Source organism: Candidatus Pelagibacter communis (genome assembly GCF_001180025.1).
In the GTDB taxonomy this organism is placed as follows: Bacteria; Pseudomonadota; Alphaproteobacteria; order Pelagibacterales; family Pelagibacteraceae; genus Pelagibacter; species Pelagibacter ubique_A.
Map to the genome: position 1 here is coordinate 58,291 of NZ_CVSK01000047.1, position 24,576 is coordinate 82,866.

25 protein-coding genes are annotated in these 24,576 nt (G+C 31.6%); 10 read left to right on the plus strand and 15 right to left on the minus strand.

Going from position 1 to position 24,576, the window contains the following annotated elements:
- Positions 1-2: 2 nt before the first annotated feature.
- The 5 genes from AMN83_RS02155 to AMN83_RS02175 form a co-directional block, all read right to left on the minus strand.
- Positions 3-1,265 carry an ABC transporter permease gene (locus AMN83_RS02155; protein ID WP_075504031.1) on the minus strand — a complete coding sequence of 421 codons (1,263 nt, stop codon included), beginning with the start codon at positions 1,263-1,265 and terminating at the stop codon, positions 3-5.
- 68 nt (positions 1,266-1,333) lie between these two features.
- Positions 1,334-2,452: an extracellular solute-binding protein gene (locus AMN83_RS02160; protein WP_075504033.1), complete on the minus strand. Its 1,119-nt coding sequence runs from the start codon at positions 2,450-2,452 to the stop codon at positions 1,334-1,336.
- Positions 2,453-2,580: 128 nt separating this feature from the next.
- A complete protein-coding gene (locus tag AMN83_RS02165; RefSeq protein ID WP_075504035.1) occupies positions 2,581-3,666 on the minus strand; it encodes an ABC transporter ATP-binding protein in 1,086 nt (361 codons plus the stop codon).
- Between the two features lie 45 nt (positions 3,667-3,711).
- Positions 3,712-4,881: a M24 family metallopeptidase gene (locus AMN83_RS02170; protein WP_075504037.1), complete on the minus strand. Its 1,170-nt coding sequence runs from the start codon at positions 4,879-4,881 to the stop codon at positions 3,712-3,714.
- Complete coding sequence (locus AMN83_RS02175; protein ID WP_075504039.1) at positions 4,881-5,627, minus strand: maleate cis-trans isomerase family protein; 747 nt, start codon at positions 5,625-5,627, stop codon at positions 4,881-4,883. The genes AMN83_RS02170 and AMN83_RS02175 overlap by 1 nt, the downstream gene beginning before the upstream one ends.
- Positions 5,628-5,684: 57 nt before the next feature.
- Between AMN83_RS02175 and AMN83_RS02180 the strand changes: the two genes are divergently transcribed.
- Genes AMN83_RS02180 through AMN83_RS02190 form a run of 3 tightly spaced genes read left to right on the plus strand, consistent with a single transcriptional unit; the run spans position 5,685 to position 8,950 of the window.
- Positions 5,685-6,557, plus strand: coding sequence for a DMT family transporter (locus tag AMN83_RS02180; RefSeq protein WP_075504041.1), 873 nt, complete (start codon positions 5,685-5,687; stop codon positions 6,555-6,557).
- Complete coding sequence (locus tag AMN83_RS02185) at positions 6,554-7,495, plus strand: NAD(P)-dependent oxidoreductase (protein ID WP_075504043.1); 942 nt, start codon at positions 6,554-6,556, stop codon at positions 7,493-7,495. Before AMN83_RS02180 ends, AMN83_RS02185 begins: the two co-directional genes overlap by 4 nt.
- Before the next feature lie 21 nt (positions 7,496-7,516).
- Positions 7,517-8,950, plus strand: a complete 1,434-nt coding sequence (locus AMN83_RS02190; RefSeq protein WP_075504044.1) for an aldehyde dehydrogenase family protein — start codon at positions 7,517-7,519, stop codon at positions 8,948-8,950.
- Here the strand turns inward: AMN83_RS02190 and AMN83_RS02195 are convergent.
- The 8 genes from AMN83_RS02195 to AMN83_RS02230 form a co-directional block, all read right to left on the minus strand.
- Entirely contained in the window at positions 8,931-9,650 is a 720-nt protein-coding gene (locus AMN83_RS02195) for a DUF1868 domain-containing protein (protein WP_075504047.1), read from the minus strand. The genes AMN83_RS02190 and AMN83_RS02195 overlap by 20 nt on opposite strands.
- Positions 9,651-9,659: 9 nt before the next feature.
- Positions 9,660-10,580 (minus strand): glycerophosphodiester phosphodiesterase family protein, encoded by a 921-nt coding sequence (locus AMN83_RS02200; protein ID WP_075504048.1) that lies wholly within the window; start codon positions 10,578-10,580, stop codon positions 9,660-9,662.
- Between the two features lie 2 nt (positions 10,581-10,582).
- A complete protein-coding gene (locus tag AMN83_RS02205; RefSeq protein ID WP_075504050.1) occupies positions 10,583-11,635 on the minus strand; it encodes an ABC transporter ATP-binding protein in 1,053 nt (350 codons plus the stop codon).
- A complete protein-coding gene (locus tag AMN83_RS02210) occupies positions 11,636-12,481 on the minus strand; it encodes an ABC transporter permease subunit (protein ID WP_075504077.1) in 846 nt (281 codons plus the stop codon).
- A 2-nt stretch (positions 12,482-12,483) separates the two neighbouring features.
- Positions 12,484-13,305, minus strand: coding sequence for a carbohydrate ABC transporter permease (locus AMN83_RS02215; protein WP_075504052.1), 822 nt, complete (start codon positions 13,303-13,305; stop codon positions 12,484-12,486).
- On the minus strand, positions 13,305-14,183 hold the full coding sequence (locus AMN83_RS02220) for an ABC transporter permease (protein ID WP_075504054.1): 879 nt from the start codon (positions 14,181-14,183) through the stop codon (positions 13,305-13,307). Before AMN83_RS02220 ends, AMN83_RS02215 begins: the two co-directional genes overlap by 1 nt.
- A 58-nt stretch (positions 14,184-14,241) precedes the next feature.
- Positions 14,242-15,549: an extracellular solute-binding protein gene (locus AMN83_RS02225; protein WP_075504056.1), complete on the minus strand. Its 1,308-nt coding sequence runs from the start codon at positions 15,547-15,549 to the stop codon at positions 14,242-14,244.
- A gap of 122 nt (positions 15,550-15,671) precedes the next feature.
- The gene (locus AMN83_RS02230) at positions 15,672-16,799 is read right to left on the minus strand and encodes a TauD/TfdA family dioxygenase (RefSeq protein ID WP_075504057.1); all 1,128 of its coding nucleotides are present in this window, start codon (positions 16,797-16,799) and stop codon (positions 15,672-15,674) included.
- Positions 16,800-16,930: 131 nt separating this feature from the next.
- On the opposite strand from AMN83_RS02230, the gene AMN83_RS02235 reads away from it, so the two are divergent.
- From AMN83_RS02235 to AMN83_RS02250, 4 genes are all read left to right on the plus strand, one after another.
- Complete coding sequence (locus tag AMN83_RS02235; protein WP_075504059.1) at positions 16,931-17,947, plus strand: glycine betaine ABC transporter substrate-binding protein; 1,017 nt, start codon at positions 16,931-16,933, stop codon at positions 17,945-17,947.
- Between the two features lie 242 nt (positions 17,948-18,189).
- Positions 18,190-19,041, plus strand: a complete 852-nt coding sequence (locus AMN83_RS02240; RefSeq protein WP_425304140.1) for an ABC transporter permease — start codon at positions 18,190-18,192, stop codon at positions 19,039-19,041.
- Positions 19,041-20,066 carry a quaternary amine ABC transporter ATP-binding protein gene (locus AMN83_RS02245; protein ID WP_075504061.1) on the plus strand — a complete coding sequence of 342 codons (1,026 nt, stop codon included), beginning with the start codon at positions 19,041-19,043 and terminating at the stop codon, positions 20,064-20,066. The genes AMN83_RS02240 and AMN83_RS02245 overlap by 1 nt, the downstream gene beginning before the upstream one ends.
- Positions 20,067-20,069: 3 nt before the next feature.
- The gene (locus tag AMN83_RS02250; RefSeq protein WP_075504062.1) at positions 20,070-20,858 is read left to right on the plus strand and encodes an SDR family oxidoreductase; all 789 of its coding nucleotides are present in this window, start codon (positions 20,070-20,072) and stop codon (positions 20,856-20,858) included.
- A 1-nt stretch (position 20,859) separates the two neighbouring features.
- Here the strand turns inward: AMN83_RS02250 and AMN83_RS02255 are convergent, their stop codons facing one another.
- Together AMN83_RS02255 and AMN83_RS02260 are read right to left on the minus strand one after the other, a co-directional pair.
- Positions 20,860-21,801: a 3-hydroxyacyl-CoA dehydrogenase NAD-binding domain-containing protein gene (locus AMN83_RS02255; RefSeq protein ID WP_075504064.1), complete on the minus strand. Its 942-nt coding sequence runs from the start codon at positions 21,799-21,801 to the stop codon at positions 20,860-20,862.
- The gene (locus AMN83_RS02260) at positions 21,801-22,688 is read right to left on the minus strand and encodes a beta-keto acid cleavage family enzyme (protein ID WP_075504066.1); all 888 of its coding nucleotides are present in this window, start codon (positions 22,686-22,688) and stop codon (positions 21,801-21,803) included. Before AMN83_RS02260 ends, AMN83_RS02255 begins: the two co-directional genes overlap by 1 nt.
- Positions 22,689-22,735: 47 nt before the next feature.
- On the opposite strand from AMN83_RS02260, the gene AMN83_RS02265 reads away from it, so the two are divergent.
- The 3 genes from AMN83_RS02265 to AMN83_RS02275 are packed head-to-tail and all read left to right on the plus strand — an operon-like array spanning position 22,736 to position 24,570.
- A complete protein-coding gene (locus AMN83_RS02265; protein ID WP_075504068.1) occupies positions 22,736-23,203 on the plus strand; it encodes a thioesterase family protein in 468 nt (155 codons plus the stop codon).
- A complete protein-coding gene (locus tag AMN83_RS02270) occupies positions 23,200-24,030 on the plus strand; it encodes a TauD/TfdA dioxygenase family protein (protein WP_075504070.1) in 831 nt (276 codons plus the stop codon). The genes AMN83_RS02265 and AMN83_RS02270 overlap by 4 nt, the downstream gene beginning before the upstream one ends.
- A 3-nt stretch (positions 24,031-24,033) precedes the next feature.
- Positions 24,034-24,570, plus strand: coding sequence for an HD domain-containing protein (locus AMN83_RS02275; protein ID WP_075504071.1), 537 nt, complete (start codon positions 24,034-24,036; stop codon positions 24,568-24,570).
- The last annotated feature ends 6 nt before the right edge of the window (positions 24,571-24,576 follow it).

Genomic DNA, 24,576 nt, shown 5'->3' on the forward strand with positions numbered 1-24,576 from the left:
AATTATCCTAATTTAATATTATCAACTCCAACCAATTTATTATAAATCCAATAAATAACTAAAACACCACTTAGCAGCATTAATCCCATTGCGGATGCAAAACTCCAATCTAAAGTTTGCTTCATATGGAATGCAATTTGATTACTTATCAAAGTTCCTGATGCGCCCCCAACCAATGCTGGTGTAATATAATAACCAATAGCTAAAATAAACACTAATAAGCAGCCAGCTCCGATTCCTGGTATAGTTAATGGAAAGTAAACTTTCCAAAAAGCAACAAAAGGAGTTCCTCCTAATGATTTTCCAGCCCTCATTAAGCTAGGAGAGATAGTTTTCATAACACTATAAAGTGGAAGAACCATAAAAGGCAGCAATATTTGCGTCATAGCAACATAAGTCCCTACTTTATTATACATCATCTCAGGCCTATTATCGTCTGCAACAAGACCTATCATAACAAAGAAATCGTTAACAACTCCTTGTTGTTGTAATAGAATCATCCAACTAGCAGTTCTAACTAATAATGATGTCCAAAAAGGTAAAAGTACACATATCATTAAAAGATTTGAGTATTTCATTGGCAATGTTGCAAGCAAATGAGCAATAGGATAACCCATTAAAAAACAAAAAAGCGTAACAAAAAAAGCAATTTCAAGGGTTCTCAACCATAGAATTCTATGAATTCTTCTATCCTCCTCTACTTGGGCAATACTCCCATCTGCAGCATAGTACATATCCATTCCTTTTAAATACTTAGACATTGTATAAGGTGGAGCAGTTCTTTTAATTGCTTGCCAATACTCCACATTTCTCCAACGTTTGTGAACTTTCATAATCTGTTTTTTAATACTTGTGCTCTCATCAATTTTTTTTCTTTTTACTTGTCTGAAGAGTTTTTTAGTTATGGAATTAAAACCATTTTTTTCTTTATTTAGTCTTTGACCAAGTTTTCCGTGCTCTTGTTTTTCAACAAGAACTTTAAAATCATAATAAAAAGCAGTAAAAACTTCTTCTGACGGTAATTCTTGTCCATCCCATTTTTCCATTTCTTTAAAAGTTTTAGGAAGCATATTTGTTATCATTTTGTCGTCTATGCTTCTGCTAAACATCTCTCCTATTGGAAAAACATAAGTAATTATTAAAAACAAAAGTAATGGAGCCACAAGAAGAAAGGCTTTAATTTTATTTTTCTTCTCAGCTTTTTTTAAACTGACCTCTAATGGAATACCATCAGTTGTTAATATTTGTTTTGTTTCAGAGCTCATAAAAAAATAGGGCGGTTGGTTATAACCGCCCTAAATATATTATATAAATTCAGTGTTTAAAACTGAAATTATAGGCCTGCTTTCATTGCTTCCCACTTTTCACCAATCTCTGTTCCGTTATCTGCCCAGTAGAAAGGATCAACTAAGAAATAATTCTTAGTGTTAGCAGGAGCTGTTGGCATTTGAGGCATCATCTCTGTTTTACCATCTTTATACCATGGCTCACCAGCTTTGATTACATCAAGAGAAGATTTTCTCCATGGAGCATATGCAATGTACTTAGCGCTACCTGCTAACATTTCAGTGTTAGTCATCATAGCTAAAGCTTTTTTAGCATTTGCTTCATCTGGACCACCTTTAACAAGTGCAAAATATTCATAGTCTAAACCTTGACCATCCCATACTTGTTTAATTGGTGCACCTTCACCTATTTCAGCGTTAAAGAATCTTCCGTTCCAACCTGTTGCCATTACAACCTCACCTGCAACTAATAGTTCAGGCGGTTGAGCACCAGCAGACCAGAATACACATCCACCATTAGGATCTGTGCAAAGTTTCTTAATTTTATTCATTGCTCTGTCAAGACCACCTTCGGCTTCAAGTTTTCTGTAAATTAATTCTCCACCTTTACCCATTTTTACACCGTCAGCAGCTAAAGCAATTTCTAAATTAGTTAAAGCACTTTTGTAGATTGCTCTTTTTCCAGGGAATTTTTTAGTGTTAAAGAAATCCTTAATTGTTTTAGGCTCTTTGCCACCAAATGCTCTTGTATCAAAAGCATAGTTCCAAGAATATAGAATGTTACCTACAGCACATTCACTTGGCATTCCTGTGAAGAAGTCTTCACTTGCAGGAGTTCCATCTGGTGCAGCTGGGAAGTCTTTGTCAAAATCAAATTTAACAAATAAACCTTCATCACATCCGTTAATAGTATCGAATGCAAATAAGTCTATAATATCCCAAGTTATAGCACCCGCTTCTTTTTGTGCTTTGATTTCTGATAAACCACCAGAATAGTCAACCCAGTTGATTTCTATTCCAAGTGCTTTAGCAGTAGGATCACCGTACCCTAGCTTTTGAGACTCTGTGTAAGCTCCACCCCATGATGCTACTGTAACAGCAAAGGCTGAAGAAGTTAGAGATACAACAAAAGAAAGAGCTAGTAATAATTTACTTATTTTTCTCATTATTCCTCCGTTTAAACGTTGATATAAATTAATTTATATAACTAAAAGTACAACAAATAGCTAAAGTGAAGTCAACAGCTGATTTTGTCATTAAAATGTATATTTGATATATGTATTTTATAATGTAATTATTTTGGGTCTAATGCTCTAGCATCAGTGCTATCCCATCCAATATTAATATCTTGACTAACTTTTAATTCTAAATTGGACGTGCTGTTAGGGACTTTAAGAATAAACTCAGAGCTTCCTAATAAATTTAATCTAACCCTTGTATGATCTCCATGATAGATCACTTCTTCAATCTTTCCAGTAAACATATTATCCATTTTATCAGTTGGATTTATTAATGCTCGTTCAGGTCTTAATGATACTGTAGTTTTCTCACCTTTAGACTTGACTGAAATTGGATTAGCTAGAATTTCTGAATTTGCTAGTTTAACTTTACATTTATCATTAGCGATATCAACTACCTCTCCATTAAAAGTGTTATTTTCTCCAATGAACTCAGCAACAAATGAATTAACTGGCTTCTCATAAAGTTCGGCAGGATCAGAAAGTTGTTGAACTTTTCCATCGTTAAATACTGCAATTCTATTTGACATAGTTAATGCCTCACTTTGATCATGAGTTACATAAACTACTGTTACACCGATACTTTCATGAATATGTTTTATTTCGTATTGCATGCTCTCTCTTAAATTTTTATCTAGTGCTCCAAGTGGTTCATCCATTAATACTACTGCTGGATCAAATACTAAAGCTCTTGCAACTGCCACTCTTTGTTGCTGACCACCAGAAAGTTGAGCAGGCATTCTAGTTTCAAAACCACTTAATGAAACCATCGATAATGCTTTATCAACTTTTTTATCTATTTCATTTTTTTCAACTTTTCTCACTCTTAATGGAAAAGCTAAATTTTCATAAACTGTCATATGTGGAAATAATGCATAGTTTTGGAAAACCATTCCTATCCCTCTTTTATGAGGAGGAATATTCGAAATTATATTTCCATCTAATAATATTTCACCGTGAGTTGGCGTTTCAAAACCAGCCAACATCATTAAACAAGTTGTCTTACCTGAGCCAGATGGACCAAGCATTGTTATGAATTCACCTTCTGCAATATCTAATTGTAGATCTTTGACGACAAGAACCTTACCGTCATAACTTTTATCTACTTTATCGAATTTAACAAACTCTGGATTTTTAGACATAAAGATGAATATAAAACATTTGTGTAAATAGATTTCAATAGCTAATTAACTCTTAATATGAAGCTCTTTTGGAAAATTACAGAACAATTCTGATCCATTCTCTGTAACTCTTATAGCCTCAGATGCTTCAACACCCCAATCACCGAACTGCATCACTGCTATCATATGAAAACAAACATTAGGCTCAAGCACTGTCATATCTCCTTTATAAATATTAAGTGTATGCTCACCCCAATCAGGTGGATAACCAATTCCAATGGAGTAACCTGTTCTAGATTTTTTTTCTATTCCATACTTGTCTAGAATTTTCCAAAAAGCTTGGGCAACATCATCTGCTGTATTTCCAGGTTTGATTGCACTAATTCCTGCATTCAGTGCTTCGATAGTTTTATTCATTGTATCAATCTTTAATTGATTAGGTTTTCCTAGCAGAACTGTTCTCGCCATTGGAGCATGATATCTTTTATAAACCCCTGATAATTCAATAATTGTAGCCTCTCCCTCTACAAATTTGTCTTGAGTTGCTGTTAAATGTGAAGCTGAGGTTCCTTTTCCTGTTGGGAGTAAAGTTGCAATACTAGAATATTCACCTCCAAATTCCTCTGTACCATAAAATAATGTTTTTTGAATTTCTCCAACCGCATCACACTGTCTGACACCTGGTTTAATAACTTCCATTGCAGTTTTCATTCCTTTTTCTGATATTTTTGCAGCAGATTTCATAAAACCAATTTCAGCGTCAGATTTAACCAACCTTGCCCAATTAACTAAACGATCACTATCCATTATTTTTGCGTTTGGTAATCCCTGTTTAATTTTTTCATAACAGAATGCAGTAAAATAATGGGCATCCATTTCAACACCTATATTTAGCTTGTCCCACTTTCTCTCTTTAATTATTTCAACTAAATAATCGTAAGGATGTTTCGGCCATTTATGAATATAATTTTCATCGTAAACGATAACACTTTCGTCTTTTAAGTAAGTTGTTATATACGCACCACCAGCATCCTGTGCTCTTACAAAACATAAGGGTTCATCAGCATTCACATGAACAATAGCACATTGAGCATAATAGAAAGACCACGCATCATAGCCTGTTAAATAATTCATATTATTTGTATCATGTGAAATTAAAAGTTCGATACCTTTTTCATGCATCATTTTTTGAACTTTTTTTAATCTTTGCCTATATTCTTCTTTATCAAATGACATTAATTTACTTGGAATAATTTTCCAAACCCTTCTACTGAATTATTCTTTTTTATTTTTACAAGGGTATCCCAAATTAATGCCTGATTACTGGATAAAACTATAGTGTTTAATTTTTTTTCTAATTTATCAATAATTTCTAAAACTGGTAGAGCTGTGCAAGAAACAAATAAAGCATCAGCCCCATTTAAATCTATTTTTGATAATACTTCATATAAATAATCTTGATCAACTTTTCCAATGTCATAGTCATCTTGAATATCAAAGTATGAATTAGAAGTAACTTCAAAACCTTCGCTTTTAAAATAGTCTAGTACATCATCATTTAATTTTTTACTGTAGGGTGTAAAGATTGAAACTTTCTTAATATTTAATTTCTTTAATGCTTTAATTGCAGCAGTACTTGGTGTCGATACATCTGCCATTGGTTTAGCTACTTTAACTTTTTCTTCAATTGAATCATGACCAGCAGCAATAGTTCCTGATGTACATCCATAAACTACGCAATCCAAGTCTTGATCAGGTAAAATATCTTTTGTAACATCAGTGATTTTATTAGACATTTTAATCAAGTTTTCTTTCGTGAGAGGGTTGTAACACTCAATACGATTGACAAAGAAATCAATTTTCTTATTTTTGATCACATTTATAAAATCTTTTTCAATCATAAAATCACTAGCAAGAGCAATTAAACCAACTCTAGGATTAGCTTGGCTGATAAATTTAGGATCTATTTTTGTTGAATTCATAAATTAAAAAGTGAATATATCATAAGTTCTTTAATAATCATTAATATTAAAATAGGCATGAATATAAAAGATACTTTTGTAGCCTCCTTGGTGCCTATTTTTTTAGGCTTCGGTTTTGTAATTGCAAAACCTGCTTTTGAATCTTTTCCTCCTATACTTTTAATGGGTATAAGATTTACATTTGCTGCATCATTACTAGTTTGGTGGTTTCCAATACCAAAAGGATATTTAAAAAGAATATTTGCTGCATCATTAGTGGCAAATACGTTGCAATATAGTATTACATATACTGGTTTAGATTTAATTGATGCATCTTCAGCAGTTCTCTTGGTTCAGATGGAAGTTCCGTTTGGAGTTATTTTTGCTTACTTCATGCTTAAAGAAAAACCAACTATTAGAGCTTTGATTGGTATAGCTATCGCTTTTGTTGGTGTTTATATTTTAACTGGATCTCCTAACTTAGATGGAAAGTTTATTGGAATTGGCCTTACAATTTTAGGGTCTGCTATATGGGCTCTTGGACAAGTTATGGTTAAACCTTTAAGTAAAGAAATAAATCCTTTGGCTCTAGTTGCTTGGTTAGCATTTTTCTCTGGGCCAATTTTAATAATGCTTTCTTCAATAATTGATGGAAATACAATTAATTATTTGACAAATGCCAAGATTGATCACTGGATCATTGCAATTTATATTGGTTTCATCATGCAACCAATTACTTATGGTTGTTTCTATTATGTTTTAAAAAATAACCCGCTTTATAAAGTGCTTCCTATCGTTACCATGGGTATACCCCCAACAGGTTTACTAGCTGCTATATTTCTTTTAGGTGAAAAACCAACACAAGAATTATTTATAGGTGGTGCAATAATAATATTAGGTGTGATTTTAATTGTGTTTACAAAAAATAAAAAAGAAGAGGAAATAAAATGAAAATAGGTTTTATTGGTTTAGGAAACGTAGGTGGTAAACTAGCTGGAAGCTTAATAAGAAATAATTTTGATGTTACTGTTAGAGAAATAGATGAAAGTTTAACAAATGAATTTAAAAAGCAAGGTGCAAAAGTTGCAAAGTCTCCTAAAGAATTGGCAGAACAAACTGATCTAATTATTACCTCACTTCCTTCACCTGAAGTTTCCGCGCAGGTTATGGAAAGTGAAGATGGAGTTTTAAATGGTTTATCAGAAAATAAAATTTGGTTAGAAATGAGTACAACAGATGAGGATGAAGTTAAAAGACTTGGAAATAAGGTGATATCAAAAAAAGCTATCCCACTAGATGGACCTGTTAGTGGAGGATGTCATAGAGCGGCCACAGGTAATATTGCTATATTTGTAGGAGGAGAAAGAAAAGCTTTTGAACAAATATTACCTGCCTTAACTGTAATGGGTAGAAAAGTTTTACATACTGGAGAATTAGGTAGTGCGTCAGTTCTTAAAGTTATAACAAATTATTTGGCATCAGTTCATTTGGTAGCATTAGGTGAGGCATGGACTGTTGCAAAAAAATCAAATTTAGATTTAGCTAAAACATTTAAGGGTATTGCAGTTTCATCTGGAAACTCATTTGTTCATGAAACAGAAAGCCAGGTTATTCTGAATGGTTCTTATAATATTAATTTTACAATGGATCTTGTTTTGAAAGATACGGGTTTATTCGATAATCTAGCTAAGAAATTAAATGTTCCTTTAGAGATTTCGCCAAAGATAGTTGAGATATTTAAAGATGGTCAAAAAAAATATGGTTCAAGAGCATGGTCATCAATGATTGTAAAAAGAATGGAAGATTTTAATAAAATTGATTTTAGAGCTGAAGGTTTTCCTGATGAGCTTGTGGATTATGAACCAGAAGAAAAAGGCTATGAAATTTAATAAATATGCTAAGATTATTAAATGTTAGATAAAAGAAAATTTTACATAAACGGTAAATGGGTAGATCCAATTGAAAAAAATGACTTTGAGGTAATAAACCCTTGCAATGAAGATCCTTGTGCAATTATTTCATTAGGTTCAAAAAAAGACACAGATAATGCCGTTAAGGCTGCAAAAACTGCTTTTGAAACCTGGAAAGAAACTAGCAAAAAAGAAAGGTTAGAATTGCTCGAAAAATTACTAGTAGTTTATAAAAAAAGATTTGGAGAAATGGCTGAGGCTATTTCACTCGAAATGGGTGCGCCGATGGATTGGGCAACAGATGTTCAAACTGGATCTGGCCAAACACACTTAGAAGATTTTATTTTAAGACTCAAAGACTTTGAATTTGATGAACATTTCGATCAAAAATCTAATAACCACATTTATTATGAACCAATCGGAATTTGTGGATTAATTACCCCTTGGAATTGGCCAATAAACCAAATAGCTCTCAAGGTAGTTCCAGCGTTTGCAACTGGATGCACAATGATACTCAAGCCATCAGAAATAGCGCCACTTTCAGGAATGTTATTTGCAGAAATGATTGATGAAGTTGGTTTTCCAAAAGGGGTATTTAATCTGGTTAATGGAGATGGTGAAGGAGTTGGAACTCAAATATCAAGTCATCCTGATATTGATATGGTTTCTTTTACAGGTTCAACACGTGCAGGAAGATTAATTTCAAAAAATGCAGCTGAAACTATAAAAAGGGTTTGTTTAGAACTTGGTGGCAAAGGTGGAAATATAGTTTTTGCAGATAGTTATGAAAATGCAGTTAGAGATGGCATAAGAAATGTAATGAGTAATTCGGGGCAATCATGTGATGCTCCAACAAGAATGTTGGTTGAGAAATCTATTTATGAAAGAGCAGTAAATGAAGCAGTTGATGAGGCAAATAAAATAAAAGTAGATCAAGCATCGAAAAAAGGAGATCATATTGGTCCTGTAATTTCGAAAACTCAATACAATAAGATTATAAATTTAATTGAAAGTGGAATATCTGAGGGTGCAACATTGGCAGCAGGAGGACCTGAATTACCTAATGGATTAAATAAAGGTTATTTTATTAAACCAACTATTTTCACAAATGTCACAAATGAAATGAGAATTGCAAAAGAAGAAATTTTTGGTCCAGTGCTTTCCATAATACCTTTTGAAAGTGAAGATGAAGCAGTAAAAATTGTAAATGATACGTCTTATGGTTTGGGAAATTATTTACAAACAGAAGACAGAGAAAAAGCTCATAGAGTTGCAAAAAAATTAAGATCAGGATGTGTTTATATCAATGGAAATGCAGCTGATGCGGGCACGCCTTTTGGAGGATACAGACAATCAGGAAATGGAAGAGAAGGTGGAGTTTGGGGGCTTGAAGAATATTTAGAAGTAAAAACTGTTACCGGCTGGAAGGATTAATACTCTTAAACTCTAGCATATCTTTAAAAGTACACATTTCAGGTTTTGTGAAAGTAATTTTTGAAAATTTTTTACTAAAGTCCACAGATAGTTTTTTATTAAATTCAATTAAATTATTTATTTCAATTTGATTAAGTTCTCTCAAGATATATGCTAAAGTAATATGAAAAGTATATCTTTGATGATTTTCAAATTTAATTTTTAATAAACTACTTAGTTCATCTCTACAATTTCTTAATATTTTTTCGTCCTTTTCAGAAAATGGTTCTAAAATAATACTGTAACCACCAAAAAACGTTTTTAATTTAAGATTCAATTCTTCTGGAAAATTATAGTTTTCAATTCTTTTATTTAATTCAACAGCTATATCTTTGTAATCCATATCAAGATCTATATTTGACGGCCAATAATTAGTGTTTTTTGTATTCAAATTACAGCAATCAAATAATGTCATATGGAAACTAGATGGGGGTAAATAGAAGTAAGTATTTTCAGGGTTAAAATTTTCTATACTTTTTTGAAAACTAATAATTTGCTCAGATAAATGAGTATCTAAAGGAATATTACAAATTATTGTGCAGCCTGGAAATGGTAAAGGATTTCCTTTGTCATCAAATTTATTTTCAGCACCTTTTAAAGTATAACCTTCAAGTTTTCCTGCTAAAAATTTTTCCTCATTATTGACTATGTTTAAATCCATTAAAATAAACTAGAACCAGTTTATATTTTCTTTTTCACAAAGTTCCTTCAACCTTAGTGGGTAGTCTGTCATGATGCCATCTACACCGTACTCAATCATTTTTAACATTTCGTACTCTTTATTTACTGTCCAAACATTTACTGGCAAATCTTCTTGATGAGAAATATCTACTAGTTCTTTTGTAATATCTTTTCTGTATGGATGCCAAGCTTTTCCACCTTGTGACTTTATAATTTTTGGCAATTCATGATCTTCATAATAAGGCAAAAAACTCAACCATGGAGATCTGTTGTAAATAGTTTGATTAATATTAATTCCTGTCAAATGTTGAGTTAAGTAAGCTCTTGGAATTTCAGGATAGTGATTTTTAATTACTGATAAAGTTCTCCAATCAAATGATGAAACGATTATTTTATCTTTTAAAGATGATTCATTTATATCGTTCATAATTAATTTTACTGTATCTTCTGGTTCTGGTGTCAAATTTTCTTCCTCTGGTGTAGATTTAATTTCTAAATTTATTAATAATTTTTCAGATTTATTTTTTGAAGACATTTCTAATAATTCAGAAAGTTTTGGTATTCTTTGGTTTTCTAATTTTTTTTGATTAATAAATCTTCTTCCGTATCTGGATAATTTATTTACTGAACCTACATCAAACTTTGAAAGTTCTTCATAAGTTAAATCAAATATTTTTAAATTTTCATCCTCTATCCAATTCCCCTCATTATCTTTTGTTCTACTTGGATCTAATTTAAAATCATGAGCAACAACTGGTATAAGATCCTTAGAAATTAATATATCTGTTTCGTATGCATTAATATTGTTTTCAAATAAATATTTGAAACTTTCTAAAGTATTTTCAGGAAGATCTCCCCTGGCTCCTCGGTGTCCGTAAATTTTTATATGATTTGGTTTGCTTAAAATCAAATTTAATTAACTCTTTTACCGGTGCTTTTATCAAAAATATAATATTTATTGTTATCAATATTAAGACTTAAATTTGAACCTTTTTCAATAGTTTGATTTCCTGGACACCTATAACAAAAGTCTTTTTTATTTTTCAATTGACCATAAACAAGATTATCTGAACCAAGTTGTTCCACTAATTCTACTCTTAAACTAATTAAGCCATTTTCACTTTGACTTAAATGTTCAGGTCTTATTCCTAATGTAACTTCTCCCTCAAAGTCACTATTAATATCTTTAATTTCAAAACCTTCTGCAGATAATGTTTTATTTTTTAAATTACCATCTAAAAAATTCATTTGCGGTGAGCCAATAAAACCAGCAACAAATAAGGATTTTGGATTATCATATATCTCAATAGGAGTTCCAAGCTGTTCAATAATTCCATTATTAATTACTGCCAATCTATCAGCAAGTGTCATGGCCTCAACTTGATCATGCGTAACAAATATACTTGTTACTCCAACTTTCTGCTGAAGTTTTTTAATTTCAAGTCTCATCTGAATTCTTAATTTTGCATCTAAGTTTGATAGAGGTTCGTCAAACAAGAATATTTTTGGATTTCTTACAATTGCTCTACCCATAGCAACTCTTTGTCTTTGACCCCCAGATAACATTGAAGGTTTTCTCTGTAAATAATCTGAAATTTGTAGCAACTTAGCTGCATCATTTACTTTTTGCTCAATTGTCTCTTTATCAATTCCTCTATTTTTTAGACCATAGGCTAAATTATTATAAACATTCATGTGTGGGTATAATGCATAGTTCTGAAACACCATTGCTACATCTCTTTCAGATGGATCAACTTCATTCATTAATTTTCCATCAAGATTAATATCACCCTCTGTAATATCCTCTAAACCTGCGACCATTCTTAATAAAGTTGATTTTCCACATCCACTAGGACCTACAAAAACCATAAACTCTCCTTCATTAATACTTAATGAGGTCTCATGAACAGCCTTAGTTCCGTTTGGGTAAATCTTAGTAACATTTTTTAAATCTAAAAAACTCATTTATTTCTCCGTTTGAATTAATCCTTTTATGAACCATTTTTGTAAAAATACTACCACTAAAACAGGTGGGATCATTGACAAAATGATATATGCAAATCTTTCTGCTGTTCTTGGCAGAGCAACTCCTTCATAGCTTTCCGTGTAAATAATTTTCATTCCCATTACAACAGTCCAATATTCTTCTGCAGTTGTCATTATTAGCGGCCATAAATATTGGCTATATCCATATACAAACATGAATATAAACATTGCTGCTATCATAGTTTTTGATAATGGAACCAAGAAATCTATGAAAAAACTCCAACCATTTGCTCCATCTAATTTTGCCGACTCCAAGAGTTCATCTGGAATTGTTTTGTAAAATTGTCTGAAGAAAAAAGTTGCTGTTGCTGAGGCAACTAATGGAAGAATAAGGCCTGTATATGAATTTGTTAAACCTAAGTCAGATACAATTTTATAGCTTGGAAAAATTCTTACCTCCAAAGGAACAAGTAGAGTAATGAAGATTAGCCAAAAAATTGGTACAGCTAATTTAAATCTATAATAAACTAATGCGTAAGCTGACATAGCAGAAATAGCAACTTTAAGTGTTGCAATTCCTAATGCCATTATAAAACTATTAATAAACATTTTTGCAGCAGTCACTTCTTCTGACCAACCACCTTTTTCATTTAAAACTTCGTTATAGTTTCTTGCTAGCTGATCACCTATATGAAACTTCATACCTTCCGTCAGTATAGTTACAGAATCATGCGAAGAACTTGCAAAAGATATCCAAATAGGAACTACCATTAACAAGACTCCTAATATTAAAATAATATGAGCTATTATTTGAAGTGGTTTAATTTTCATTTATCTTGAAAAACCCCCTTAATAAAATGTTTCTGTAACACAATTATAATTAAAATTGGTGGAACCATAGACATAATCACGAAAGCAAAACGATGAACAATAGATCCTGACATCATTTTTAGTCCCATAACCACTGTCCAATATTGTTCTGAAGTTGTTACCAATAGCGGCCATAAGTACTGATTATAACCAAAAACAAACATAAATATTAACATTGCTACTATCATTGTTTTTGACAAAGGAATTAAAAAATCAACAAAAAATCTCCAAGTATTCGCCCCATCAAGTTTTGCGGATTCAAGTAATTCATCTGGTACAGTTTTATAAAATTGTCGAAAGAATAATGTTGCTATAGCTGAGGCTGATATAGGAACTATTAATCCAAAGTAAGAATTTACTAGATTAAGCTCAGCCATTACTGAATATGTAGGAAAAATTCTTAACTCTAGTGGTACTAAAATTGTAATAAATATTATCCAAAACAATAACGTTGCATGTTTTATTCTATAATAAACCAAAGCATACGCAGCCATTAAAGATGTAACAACAGATAATATTGCAACTCCGGTTGCCATTATAAAACTATTAAAAAACATTTTTAATGCTGTTATCTCCTTAAAAAAACCACCCTGATATAATAAAACCCTTAAGTAGTTTTCGTAAAAGCTATCTCCTAAAAACATTTGAAGACCATTCATATTAATCATTGAACTTGTGTGCGTTGAGCTAGCAAAAATCATCCATACAGGAACTACCATGATAAGTATTCCAATAAGTAAAATTAAATGTGAAAAACTTGATGTGATAAATCTAGTCATTAATTATAATGTATTTTCCCTTCGATATATCTAAATTGAAAAATTGTAATTACTAATACAATCAACATCATCATTATTGATTGAGCCCCTGCACTTCCTAAATCTAGTCCTCTAAATCCATCCATGTAGGCTTTATAAACTAGAGTTCTTGTTTCACCTGAAGGAGCACCTATTGTTGTGGTATCAATAATTCCAAATGTATCAAAGAAAGCATATGTTATATTAATAATTATTAAAAAAAATGTAGTTGGCATTAATAATGGAAATGTAATTGTCCAAAATCTTCTAAAACTGTTTTTACAGTCAATCATGGATGCTTCAATTACAGATTTTTGTATAGCTTGAAGTCCTGCCAAAAAGAAAATGAAATTAGCACTGATTTGCTTCCAAGAACCAGCTATTATTACATAAATATAAGAGTCAAAAACACTTTCATACCAATTAAATCCCCAAAGCTCGTGAAATAAATGATAAAGAAGTCCAAATCTTTCACTAAAAAAATAATTTGCCATTACACCCACAACCGCAGGCGCAATTGCATAAGGCCAAATTAAAAGTGTTTTATAAGTGCTTTTACCATGCATTACATTATTTGCCTGAACGGCAAGCAATAATCCAATTGAGCCTGTAATTAATGTAATTACAAAACTATAAATAATAGTAAATTTGAAAGCTATGAAATAAGCTGGATCATCAAAAATAAATAAAAAATTATCAAACCATACAAACGTCGCTCCAAATCCAAAAGCATCTTGCATTGTAAATGCATCTTTAAAAGTTTGTATGATTGGCCAATATAAAAAAATTAATAAAATTCCTAACTGAGGCGCTAAGAATAAATATTGTGAATAGCTAGATTTAAATTGGACTTTTTTCATATAAGTAAAATAAAAAATAAGGAGGGTAAATCAATACCCTCCTTATTTAAATTATTAATTATAAAGTTTTAGCAAATTGTTTTAACAATTTAGCTGCACCTTTGTCCATGTTCTGCAATCCTTTTTCGATTGATATTTTGCCGTTTAACATTGGCTCAACATTTTCGTAAATTACTTCACGAATTTGTGGCCAGTTACCAGCTCTATATCCACCAGGAATAGTCGAACCTTCTAAGCTTAATTGTTCACCAACTGCTTTATGATATGGAGAAGCTCTATAGAAGTTTATAGTTTCAGCTAACGCTATACCACCTTTAGTAACTGCAGAGTAACCAGTCATATTATGATAATACAGATCCATTTCTGGAGAACCCATAAATTCTATAAATTTAGCAAGTCCTTTATACTCTTCTTCTGTATGACCATTTAATATCCAGTTAGCAGCACCACCGATAAACGTTGGATACTCTTTACCACCTGTTACAGAATCCCAGTAAGGAATATGATTTACTGTAAAGTTAGGCACAACACCTTTCATTCCACCAAAAGATGCAGCTGAACCAAACCAAAACGCAGCTTCACCAGCTATAAATGGAGCTTGGTTATCTCCCCATGCTCTTCCTTTATAACCATAAAAGCCTTTTTCATACCATTCCTTAACTTTTTTCCAATGCATTACAAATGCATCTGTTTCAGCAAATAAAGTTTTTGTTGGAACAGCATCGTAACCATTGTTTCCATCAGTCATAAGTAGATTATGTCTTGAAAAGAAATTTTCTGTCCAGATCCAAGGAAAGTGACTTTGAACTAAAGGTATGTATCCAGCAGCTTTAATCTTTGGAGCCATAGCTTCAAATTCTTCGTAAGTTTTTGGAACTGATTCAATTCCTACTTTTTTCAAGATGTCCATGTTTGCATACATTAAACAAGTTGAACTATTAAAAGGAACACCAATCATTTTCCCATCAGAGTCAGCATAGAAATTTTTAATTCCTGGAATATAATTGTCTGCGTCGACTTTAATTCCATATTTCTCTGCCATATCTTCAAAACCGATTACAACACCATTTTTAACTTGCGCTACCATTATCGCAGCACCAGCATCATAAACCTGTGAATAGTGTGGTTGGTCTCCTGCTCTAAATGCAGCAATAGTTGCTGCCATGTTATCTTCATAACTTCCTTTACCTGTAGGAATGACCGTATATTGATCTTGTGAAGCATTAAATCTATTTGCAATTTCAATAATTACATCACCAAGAAAACCACTGTTTCCGTACCACCAATGAATTTCTGTCTTTGAATAACTGTGTGATGTAAAAGAGAATGTAAATAGAATAGTTAAAATACTAAGTATTTTTTTCATTTTTTCCCTCTCTTTTTAATTTATGTATTTACAATTAAGTAAAATATAAGTGTTAAGATAACGTTAAATTAAAATTACTTAAATATTAAAATATATTATTTTTCTAAATCAGGTTGTATCTGTTAATAACTTTTAAGATATTTTAATCTTCCAATTATTTCATCTCTATCCATGTAATATCCTTGGAGATGTCTATGACCAGAATTAGGATCAAACTCAGTTCTTCCATGAAGCAATCTTCTATTGTTAAATGAAAAAATATCACCTGGCTCTAGTCTAAAATTGATTTGAAATTTAGCATCATGCAATAAATTTCCAAATCGATGATGAGCTTTATAAACTGAGTCCATTATATCTGGATGACAATCAAGAGCATCTAGTGTTGCAATACTATAACGAATATCATTGTAATCTCCGTCTTTAGTAAGTGATATTGCAGTGCCATAGACACTTCTAACTGCTTCTTGAGTGTAGTCTTTATCTCTAAATTTAAGCGGAGTATTTACCAATATATCAAAAGTATCTTTTTCATTATTTTTTAAATAATCTGCCACAGCAAATGCATCAACAGCAGATGAGTCGCCACCCTTCGCTGAATTTATCAAACAGTGTAAAAATTGATAACCAGGCGGATTTTCAAACCAAGGTAAATCCATATGATTTCTTAAAGCATGCGCTGTATACGCAGAATTATTTGGCTTTGGAATATTAATTACTTCAAAAGGTGTTTTAAAAAAAGTTTCTCGAGTATGACTTATACGATTTAGAACTTTTAATGCAGAGTTTTTTTCTACTGGAGCTTTTTTAACAATAGCTATTCCAGTATAATGTAAAAGCTCTAACCATTTAATCAAACCATCGTCCGAATTTACAATTTCATCATGATCAATTTGAATAGATTTTAAGTTCTTTTCTAAAGAGCTATCCCAAAGTTTATAAGGTGAGACATACTTTTGCTTATTTTTTAAAGTATAACAATTTTCTCTTAACCATTTTGGATCATAATAGCTTGTATGGTCTCCTTCGCTCCATTCAATTTCTAATTTTCCATCAGAACTTATAGAATATTTTGTGGGATTAATGTTTTGTGAGACTTCCAGAATATTAAACATTCTATGTCTCGAATCTTTATCATGAGCAGTTGGACAATTATCTCTTAGCCAAAGGTAATTAAACTTACTCTCTTGACCATCATTCCAAATAACTTTTAAATACGTTGAATTTTTTTCTAGTTTAGAAATTGAGCTCACACTTAATTTTTATATAAAAGAGTAATCAAATCAACTCAATTAATAGTTGTATTAATAATTCAAAGCTTGTTTTTTATCTACATTCATTATTAAATCTCGGTATTAAAACTTAACCTTAAGGAGATAATTTAATGAAGTTTTTAAAGAGATTAACAATCTCAATTTTCCTTCTTTCATCTTTGATTGTAAGTAATGCAAATGCTGGTGATTGTAAGGCAAGATTGGGAGATTTTGACTGGAGCAGTGCTAACATCCACACAGCTATCACTACTTTCATACTTGAAAAAGGATACGGTTGTGAAGTGTCTGTAACTAAGGGAAGTACTACACCTATTATGGCCGCTCATTACGATGGTCAATTAGATGTTATTACTGAAGTTTGGTACGATAATATCATTGGTAATTATAAGCCTCATGAAGAAGCGGGTACAATTATCCATATGGGAACAAACACGCCAGACTCTCAGCAAGCATTCTATGTAGATAAAACTACTGCTGATAAATACAATTTAAAATCTGTTGAAGATATGAAAGATCCAAAAATAGCTGCGCTATTTAAAGATCCAGAAGATCCTTCAAAAGGTAGAATGACTAGCTGTATATCTGGTTGGACTTGCTACACTGTTAACTTGGTTAAACAAAAAGAGTATGGTTTAGATAAATACTATACAAACTTTGATCCAGGTTCAGGAGGGGCATTAGATGCTGCTATAGCAGGTGCATTTGCTAAGAAAAAACCAATCTTCACTTACTACTGGGCACCAACTGGTTTAATGGGTAAAGTTGATCTAGTAAGATTAACTGAACCAAAATTTGATCAAACTTGCTGGGATAATATGTCTGCAGTTGTTGAAGATATCAAAGCTAACGGACCAGATGCTTATAAACCTTCATGTGCATGTGAATATAGAGATATGGCTTTAACTAAGTCTGTACTTGCAACATGGGCAAAAGCTCATCCAAAAGAAAATGAGTTTATTGGAAAATATACAGTTCCAACAGCTACTGTTAACAAAATGTTAGCATTCTATGAAGATGAGTCAGGTGGTGATATGGAAGCTACTGCAATAGAGTTCTTGAAAACAGAAACTATGTGGAAAGACTGGGTACCAGCTGATGTTGCTAAAAAAGTTTCAGCAGCATTATAATCACTAAATTAAATTTATAAGATAGAGCCCTTCGGGGCTCTTTCTTTAAGTAAAAAACAAATATGGAAGCATTAAAGAAAAATAAAAAAATATTTTTTAATATTGGTTTGTTGGTTGTTTTTGTATGGTTATTAATAACTAGCTATTCTCAATCAAAAAGAAAACCTGACAATATTGGAGAATTATTAAATGATTTTTCTTGGCTAGGAGGTAAATGGCCAAAATGGTTGGATTTACCGTTAATGAATTGGATTAATTCTGGTTTCAAAACACTTAACGAAAAATATGGGTACATATTTGAAGCTATTAATAATGTTCTTTTATATATGTTAATGCTTGTAAAAAACTTTTTAATTCAAGCTCCATGGCCACTGGTTATACTTGGTGTGGTGGTTCTAACTTACTTTGCAAGTGGAAGAAAAATTGGAACAACAGTATTTGTAGGATTTTGCACTTTTTTTATAGGTTTTCTTCACCCAATATTTTGGCAAAAAGCAATTGAAACAACTGCAATAATGTTAATTGGAATATTTCTTTGTGTTGTTGCAGGCATTCCATTGGGAATAGCTATGGCACGAAGTGCAAGAACAAGAAATGTAATTTTGCCAGTTTTAGATTTAATGCAAACTATTCCAAGTTTCTGTTACCTAATTCCAGGTATTATGTTATTTGGCTTAGGTGCGGTTCCAGCAATTATAGCTACATTTATTTATGCGGTTCCTCCTCTAGTTAGACTAACAGATTTAGGAATTAGACTTGTTGATACTGAGGTTATTGAAGCTGCAGATGCATTTGGTGCAAGTAAAAAACAAAAGCTTTGGGGTGTACAAATGCCATTAGCTTTGCCAAATATTATGCAAGGCATCAACCAGTGTACAATGATGGCATTGGCGATGGTTGTTATTGCATCGATGATAGGTACTAGAGGTTTAGGAGATGAAGTTTTACTTGGACTTCAACAATTAAATGTAGGAAGAGCTGCTGAAGCAGGGATCGCAATTGTGCTTCTAGCAATAGTTCTTGATAGGATAACTCAATCTTATGGAGAAACACTACAAGAGAGAACAGCACCAAATACAAAGAAAGGTAAATAATGTCTAAAATTGAGATTAATAATGTTTATAAAATCTTTGGGAACAATCCTCAATCTGTAATGCCTATGGTAAAAGATGGAGCGAACAAAGAAGAAGTTTTAGAACAAACTGGTCATACAGTTGGTCTTGATAATGTGTCATTAAAAATAGAAGAAGGAGAAACTTTTGTTTGTATGGGTTTGTCAGGATCTGGAAAATCAACTCTAATTAGGCATTTAAATAGATTAATCGATCCGACAGATGGAGAAATTTTAGTGGAAGGAACAAATGTAATGTCGTTAAATAAAGAACAACTAATTGACTTTAGAAGACATAAAATGAGTATGGTATTTCAGAGATTTGGTTTGTTCCCACATAAAACTGTTTTACAAAACGTAGGCTATGGATTGGAAATGCAAGGCAAAGCAGAAGAGGAAAGACATAGTGTTGCGATGGAAAAAATTGATGCTGTTGGTTTAACAGGATTTGAAAATCAATTTCCAAATCAATTATCTGGGGGAATGCAACAAAGGGTTGGTTTAGCAAGAGCACTTGCAACTGATAGTGATATCATGTTAATGGATGAAGCTTTTAGTGCTTTAGATCCTTTAATTAGAAGTGATATGCAAAAACAACTACTAGATCTCCAATCAGAATTAAAAAAAACAATTGTATTTATTACTCATGATTTAGATGAGTCTTTAAGACTTGGTGATCACATTGGAATATTAAATGCTGGTAAACTTGTTCAAGTTGGAACACCAGTAGATATTATAATGAATCCAGCTGATGATTATGTCAAGGCATTTGTTAAAGACGTTAATAGAGCAAAAGTAATTAAAGCTAAAATTATAATGAAGAGTGTTAATGAATCTAACGATATAGATAAATCTAACTTAATAAAAGTTAATGAAGATCAATTTATTGAGGAGTTTTTACCTCAAATTGTATGCTCTAATTCTAATTGTGAAGTGGTTGACAAAAGTGGAAATGTTAAAGGTTATATATCTAATAAAGAATTACAGACATCATTAACAAAATCTTAATTAATGGTTAACAAATCATTAAAAAATAAAAAAATTATAATTTCTGCAGGTGCATCTGGAATAGGTTTGGCAACAACTAAGGTTTGTCTTTCTCGTGGAGCATACGTTTACCTTTGCGATATTGATAATAAATCCCTAAATAAATTAAACAAACATCCTCTTATAAATAAGAGGCTATTTAAATATAATTGTGATGCATCTGACGAAAGCCAAGTATTGGATTTATTTAAAAAAATAAGTAAAAAAACTAAAAAAATTGATGCTTTAATAAATAATGTTGGAGTCGCTGGACCAACTGGATCACTAGAAAAACTAAAGTCTAAAGATTGGGAAAGAACTATTCAGATAGATGTTAATAGTCATTTTTATTTTACTAAGAGGGCTATACCTTTAATTAAAAAGTCTGAAAATGGATCAATAATAAATATTTCATCAACTGCTGGAATACTTGGTTTTCCTTTAAGATCACCTTACGCAGCAAGCAAATGGGCAATTATTGGAATTACCAAAACTCTCGCAATGGAACTTGGAAAATACAATATAAGAGTTAATGCAGTATGCCCTGGTTCAATTAAAGGTGAAAGAATGAAAAGAGTGATCAGAGATAAAGCAAAATTTACAAAAGTTTCATCGAAAAAAATTGAAAAAGATTTTATTTCAATGAGTTCTATGAAAAAGTGGATTCTTGAGGAAGATATAGGAAAGATGTGTGCATTTTTAATTTCAGACGATTCAAGTAAGGTTTCAGGACAAGTAATTTCTGTAGATGGTCACACAGAAAGAAATGATTAATTTACCTAAGTTTTTTTTCGTATTTCTTTCTTAACTTTTGAATATCAACCAAATACTGGTCTCTTATATTAGATATCATTGCAACTGATTTACCTTTAGCCTGTTTTGCAGTTCCTGAAATAAGTCTTGAAGATAATTTTTTTGATAGCTTAGGGGCCTTTAATTTAGTCCATGGTAATTTTAAAGCAGGTCCAAACTGTTCCAACATATGTTTCATTCCCGTTTTTCCTCCAGCAAGATGAAAGGTTAAAAATGTACCCATCAAAGACCATCTTAATCCTGGGCCATCTTCAATTGCTCTATCTAATTCTTCAGTAGTTGCATATCCCTCATTAATAATATGTAGCCCTTCTCTCCATAAAGCTTCTTGTAATCTATCAGACAAATATCCAGGTAATTCATTTTTAACCATAATTGGATTCATAGAAATTGATTTGTAAAATTTTTTAGCTAAATTTAAATTTTTTTTTGAAGTTCTCTTACCTGGAACAATTTCTACAGCTGGCAATAAATATACAGGATTGAATGGATGTCCAATTATTCCCCTCTCTGGATTTTTACATTTTGAATAAATTCTAGTTGGTAACAAACCCGATGAGCTTGAAGCAATTATTGAATTAGATTTTGCATATTTTCCAATAGTGCTAATCAATTTAGTTTTTAAAGAATAATTTTCAGTTGCACACTCCTGAATAAAATCTGCGTCTTTTAATGTTTGTTCTATTGAGGTAAAAAAATGAAAATTTTTTAGATTTAATTTTTTTTTATTAAATAGTTTTTTTACAAACGGCCAAGTTCTTTTTATTTCAGATAATAAATTTTTTTTTAACTTAATATCTTTATCAAATGCATAAACAATTTTGTTGTGAGCCAAACAACGTACGATCCACCCTGCCCCAATCACCCCGGTTCCAATTATTGCAACTTTTTTAATATTTTGCATTACTTGTGTTTAACAAGTTTTAACTTCTCTCTTGTTTCTGCAGGTGTCATTGTTGATACACCTAGATCTTCAACAATTCTAATTGCCTTTTCAACTAATTGGGCATTTGTTGCCAGTTTTCCTTTAGATAAATACAAATTATCTTCTAAACCTACTCTAGGATTACCACCCATAATTACTGTTTGTGCCACAAATGGCATCTCATTTTTTGAAATTGCAAAGCCTGACCACACACCTTCTTTTGGCATAATATCTTTCATAGCTTGCATTGCTAATGGAGTAGCTGGTGCTCCCCAAGGAATTCCTAAACACATTTGAAACATAGGCGGATCATCCAGCAATCCTTCTTTATATAGCTGTGCACCAAACCACATATTTCCTAAATCAAAAGCCTCGATTTCGGGTTTTACTTTAATTTCTTTTAATCTTTTTGCAGCTTTTCTTAAATCGTTTGGAGTATTAACTGTTATAACTGAACTATCACCAAAGTTTAAAGTTCCACAATCTAAAGTGCAAATCTCTGGTAAAAATTGCTCAGCATTTGCAATTCTTTCCATAACATTTGCCATATCAGTCATTGGTCCAAACTCTAACGGGTCTTTGCCTTGACCAATATCTAAATCTCCACCCATACCAGTTGTTAGATTCAAAATCACATCTGTGTCACTTGAACGAACTCTATCTACAACCTCTTTATATAACTCCAATCTTCTACTTGGAGTTCCGTCTTCCTCCCTCACATGAATATGAGCAATAGCAGCTCCTGCTTTTGCAGCTTCAATTGATGCTTTAGCAATTTGTTCTGGTGTTTTTGGTAAATCTGGATGCTTGCTTGCGGTATCTCCTGACCCCGTAACAGCACATGATATGAATACCTTGTTGTTCATTTTAAGTAAGATTTATACTATTATAAAAAGGACGAGGGAATAAAAAAATGTCTTTTCACATAACAAACCAAACAATCAAAAAAGAATGGACTGATTATAATAATCATATGAACATGGCTTACTATGTCTTAGTTTTTGATCAAACTTGGGAGATCATTCTAGAAAAATTTAAGATGGGTGAAAAATCAGCAAAGGATACCCAAAGAAGTACCATGGTTGTTGAAACTCGCACTACATATGATGGTGAAGTTAAAGAGGGAGATGAAGTAGAAATTGTTTTAACCTTCTTTGATCATGATAAAAAGAGATTACATTTCAAGATGGAAATGATTGAAAAATCATCAAAAAAATTATCAGCAACTATTGAAATGTTAGCGCTTTATATTGATCTTAGTAAAAGAAAAGTTACAGAATTTGAAGATGAAAAAATTAAAATTATGGATGACTTTATAAATGAAAATAAAAATGAATTTAATTCTGACAATTTATCCATTATTGGAAAACTTAAAAAATGATTGATGTAAAATTATTATCAGGAGCATTAGGTGCTGAAATAAGTGGAATTGACTTGACTGACGTTTCAGATGAAAATTTTAAAACAATAAATAACCTATTATTAGAACACAAAGTTATATTTTTTCGAAACCAACCTTTGACTTCAGAGCAACATGTTGCTTTAGCTTCAAAATTTGGACCATTAGAAACACATGCTTATGTAAGAGGTTTAAGTGAATTCCCTGAAATAATAAGAATAATAAAAAAACCTGAAGAAAAAACACAATGGGGTGAGGGTTGGCATTCAGATGTTAGCTATAACGAAAAACCAACTAAAGCTGTAATTTTAAAATCAATTAAAATTCCACCAGTTGGAGGAGATACTGTTTTCTCAAACATGGAACTTGCATGGGAGACCCTAGAGGAAGAGGTAAAAAATAAAATCAAAAATAAAAAAGCAGTTCATTCTTCACTAGGAGGTGGGTTTTTCCTTGATAAATATAAAGCAATGCAAAGTAATGGAAATATGGACGAATACTCAAACACTCATCCAATTTTAAGAACTCATCCAGAAACAGGTAAAAAAATTCTTTTTGTAAATTGGACTTACACAAAAGAAATTGTTGGTATGGATAAAGAAGAAAGTAAAGAGATATTAAATTATTTATTTGAACATCAGGCAAGATTAGATCTTACTTGTAGATTTAAATGGACCGAAAATGCGATAGCTATTTGGGATAATAGAAGTGTTCAGCATTATGCTATTGCTGATTTTTATCCAAATAAAGGGCTCGGTTTTGAAAGAGTAATGGATCGTATAGCTGTTGAAGGGGATCATCCGCAATAATAAATGAAGATAATTTATAAAATCATTTCAAATTTTATAAATAATAAATCTTTATACATTGGAGAGAAAGTAACTATGTCAGAGCATATGATTCAGTCTGCCATGCTAGCTGAAAAAGCTAAATGTAATGATGATTTAATTTGCGCATGTTTGCTTCATGACTATGGTCATTTTCTTTTAGAAGATCCTGAAGAATTAGTTAAAAATAAATTAGACGGAGAGCATGAAAATATTGGTTATCTGTATCTAAAAAAATTTTTTGGACAAAAAATTGTTGAGCCAATTAAATACCATGTTTTGGCTAAACGTTATTTAGCTCGAGACAAAAAATATTTTGATTTTTTATCAGATGCGTCAAAAATAAGCCTCAAATTACAAGGCGGAGTTTTAAATGACAAAGAGAGTAAAAAGTTTGAGAATAAATCTTACTTTAAGCCATCAATTCTACTCCGAAAGTTTGACGAAGCCGCTAAAAGAACTGACATAAAAATGAAATCTATTCATGACTATGAAAAGTTGTTAAGTTCAAAACTTATATGAATTTCG

What these genes read in the sequence shown, in the direction of transcription:
- AMN83_RS02155 (WP_075504031.1), bottom strand. Translation starts at nt 1,265, where the DNA reads ATGAGCTCTGAAACAAAACAAATATTAACAACTGATGGTATTCCATTA.
- AMN83_RS02160 (WP_075504033.1), bottom strand. Translation starts at nt 2,452, where the DNA reads ATGAGAAAAATAAGTAAATTATTACTAGCTCTTTCTTTTGTTGTATCT.
- AMN83_RS02165 (WP_075504035.1), bottom strand. Translation starts at nt 3,666, where the DNA reads ATGTCTAAAAATCCAGAGTTTGTTAAATTCGATAAAGTAGATAAAAGT.
- AMN83_RS02170 (WP_075504037.1), bottom strand. Translation starts at nt 4,881, where the DNA reads ATGTCATTTGATAAAGAAGAATATAGGCAAAGATTAAAAAAAGTTCAA.
- AMN83_RS02175 (WP_075504039.1), bottom strand. Translation starts at nt 5,627, where the DNA reads ATGAATTCAACAAAAATAGATCCTAAATTTATCAGCCAAGCTAATCCT.
- AMN83_RS02180 (WP_075504041.1), top strand. Translation starts at nt 5,685, where the DNA reads ATGAATATAAAAGATACTTTTGTAGCCTCCTTGGTGCCTATTTTTTTA.
- AMN83_RS02185 (WP_075504043.1), top strand. Translation starts at nt 6,554, where the DNA reads ATGAAAATAGGTTTTATTGGTTTAGGAAACGTAGGTGGTAAACTAGCT.
- AMN83_RS02190 (WP_075504044.1), top strand. Translation starts at nt 7,517, where the DNA reads ATGTTAGATAAAAGAAAATTTTACATAAACGGTAAATGGGTAGATCCA.
- AMN83_RS02195 (WP_075504047.1), bottom strand. Translation starts at nt 9,650, where the DNA reads ATGGATTTAAACATAGTCAATAATGAGGAAAAATTTTTAGCAGGAAAA.
- AMN83_RS02205 (WP_075504050.1), bottom strand. Translation starts at nt 11,635, where the DNA reads ATGAGTTTTTTAGATTTAAAAAATGTTACTAAGATTTACCCAAACGGA.
- AMN83_RS02215 (WP_075504052.1), bottom strand. Translation starts at nt 13,305, where the DNA reads ATGACTAGATTTATCACATCAAGTTTTTCACATTTAATTTTACTTATT.
- AMN83_RS02220 (WP_075504054.1), bottom strand. Translation starts at nt 14,183, where the DNA reads ATGAAAAAAGTCCAATTTAAATCTAGCTATTCACAATATTTATTCTTA.
- AMN83_RS02225 (WP_075504056.1), bottom strand. Translation starts at nt 15,549, where the DNA reads ATGAAAAAAATACTTAGTATTTTAACTATTCTATTTACATTCTCTTTT.
- AMN83_RS02235 (WP_075504059.1), top strand. Translation starts at nt 16,931, where the DNA reads ATGAAGTTTTTAAAGAGATTAACAATCTCAATTTTCCTTCTTTCATCT.
- AMN83_RS02240 (WP_425304140.1), top strand. Translation starts at nt 18,190, where the DNA reads ATGAATTGGATTAATTCTGGTTTCAAAACACTTAACGAAAAATATGGG.
- AMN83_RS02245 (WP_075504061.1), top strand. Translation starts at nt 19,041, where the DNA reads ATGTCTAAAATTGAGATTAATAATGTTTATAAAATCTTTGGGAACAAT.
- AMN83_RS02250 (WP_075504062.1), top strand. Translation starts at nt 20,070, where the DNA reads ATGGTTAACAAATCATTAAAAAATAAAAAAATTATAATTTCTGCAGGT.
- AMN83_RS02255 (WP_075504064.1), bottom strand. Translation starts at nt 21,801, where the DNA reads ATGCAAAATATTAAAAAAGTTGCAATAATTGGAACCGGGGTGATTGGG.
- AMN83_RS02260 (WP_075504066.1), bottom strand. Translation starts at nt 22,688, where the DNA reads ATGAACAACAAGGTATTCATATCATGTGCTGTTACGGGGTCAGGAGAT.
- AMN83_RS02265 (WP_075504068.1), top strand. Translation starts at nt 22,736, where the DNA reads ATGTCTTTTCACATAACAAACCAAACAATCAAAAAAGAATGGACTGAT.
- AMN83_RS02270 (WP_075504070.1), top strand. Translation starts at nt 23,200, where the DNA reads ATGATTGATGTAAAATTATTATCAGGAGCATTAGGTGCTGAAATAAGT.
- AMN83_RS02275 (WP_075504071.1), top strand. Translation starts at nt 24,034, where the DNA reads ATGAAGATAATTTATAAAATCATTTCAAATTTTATAAATAATAAATCT.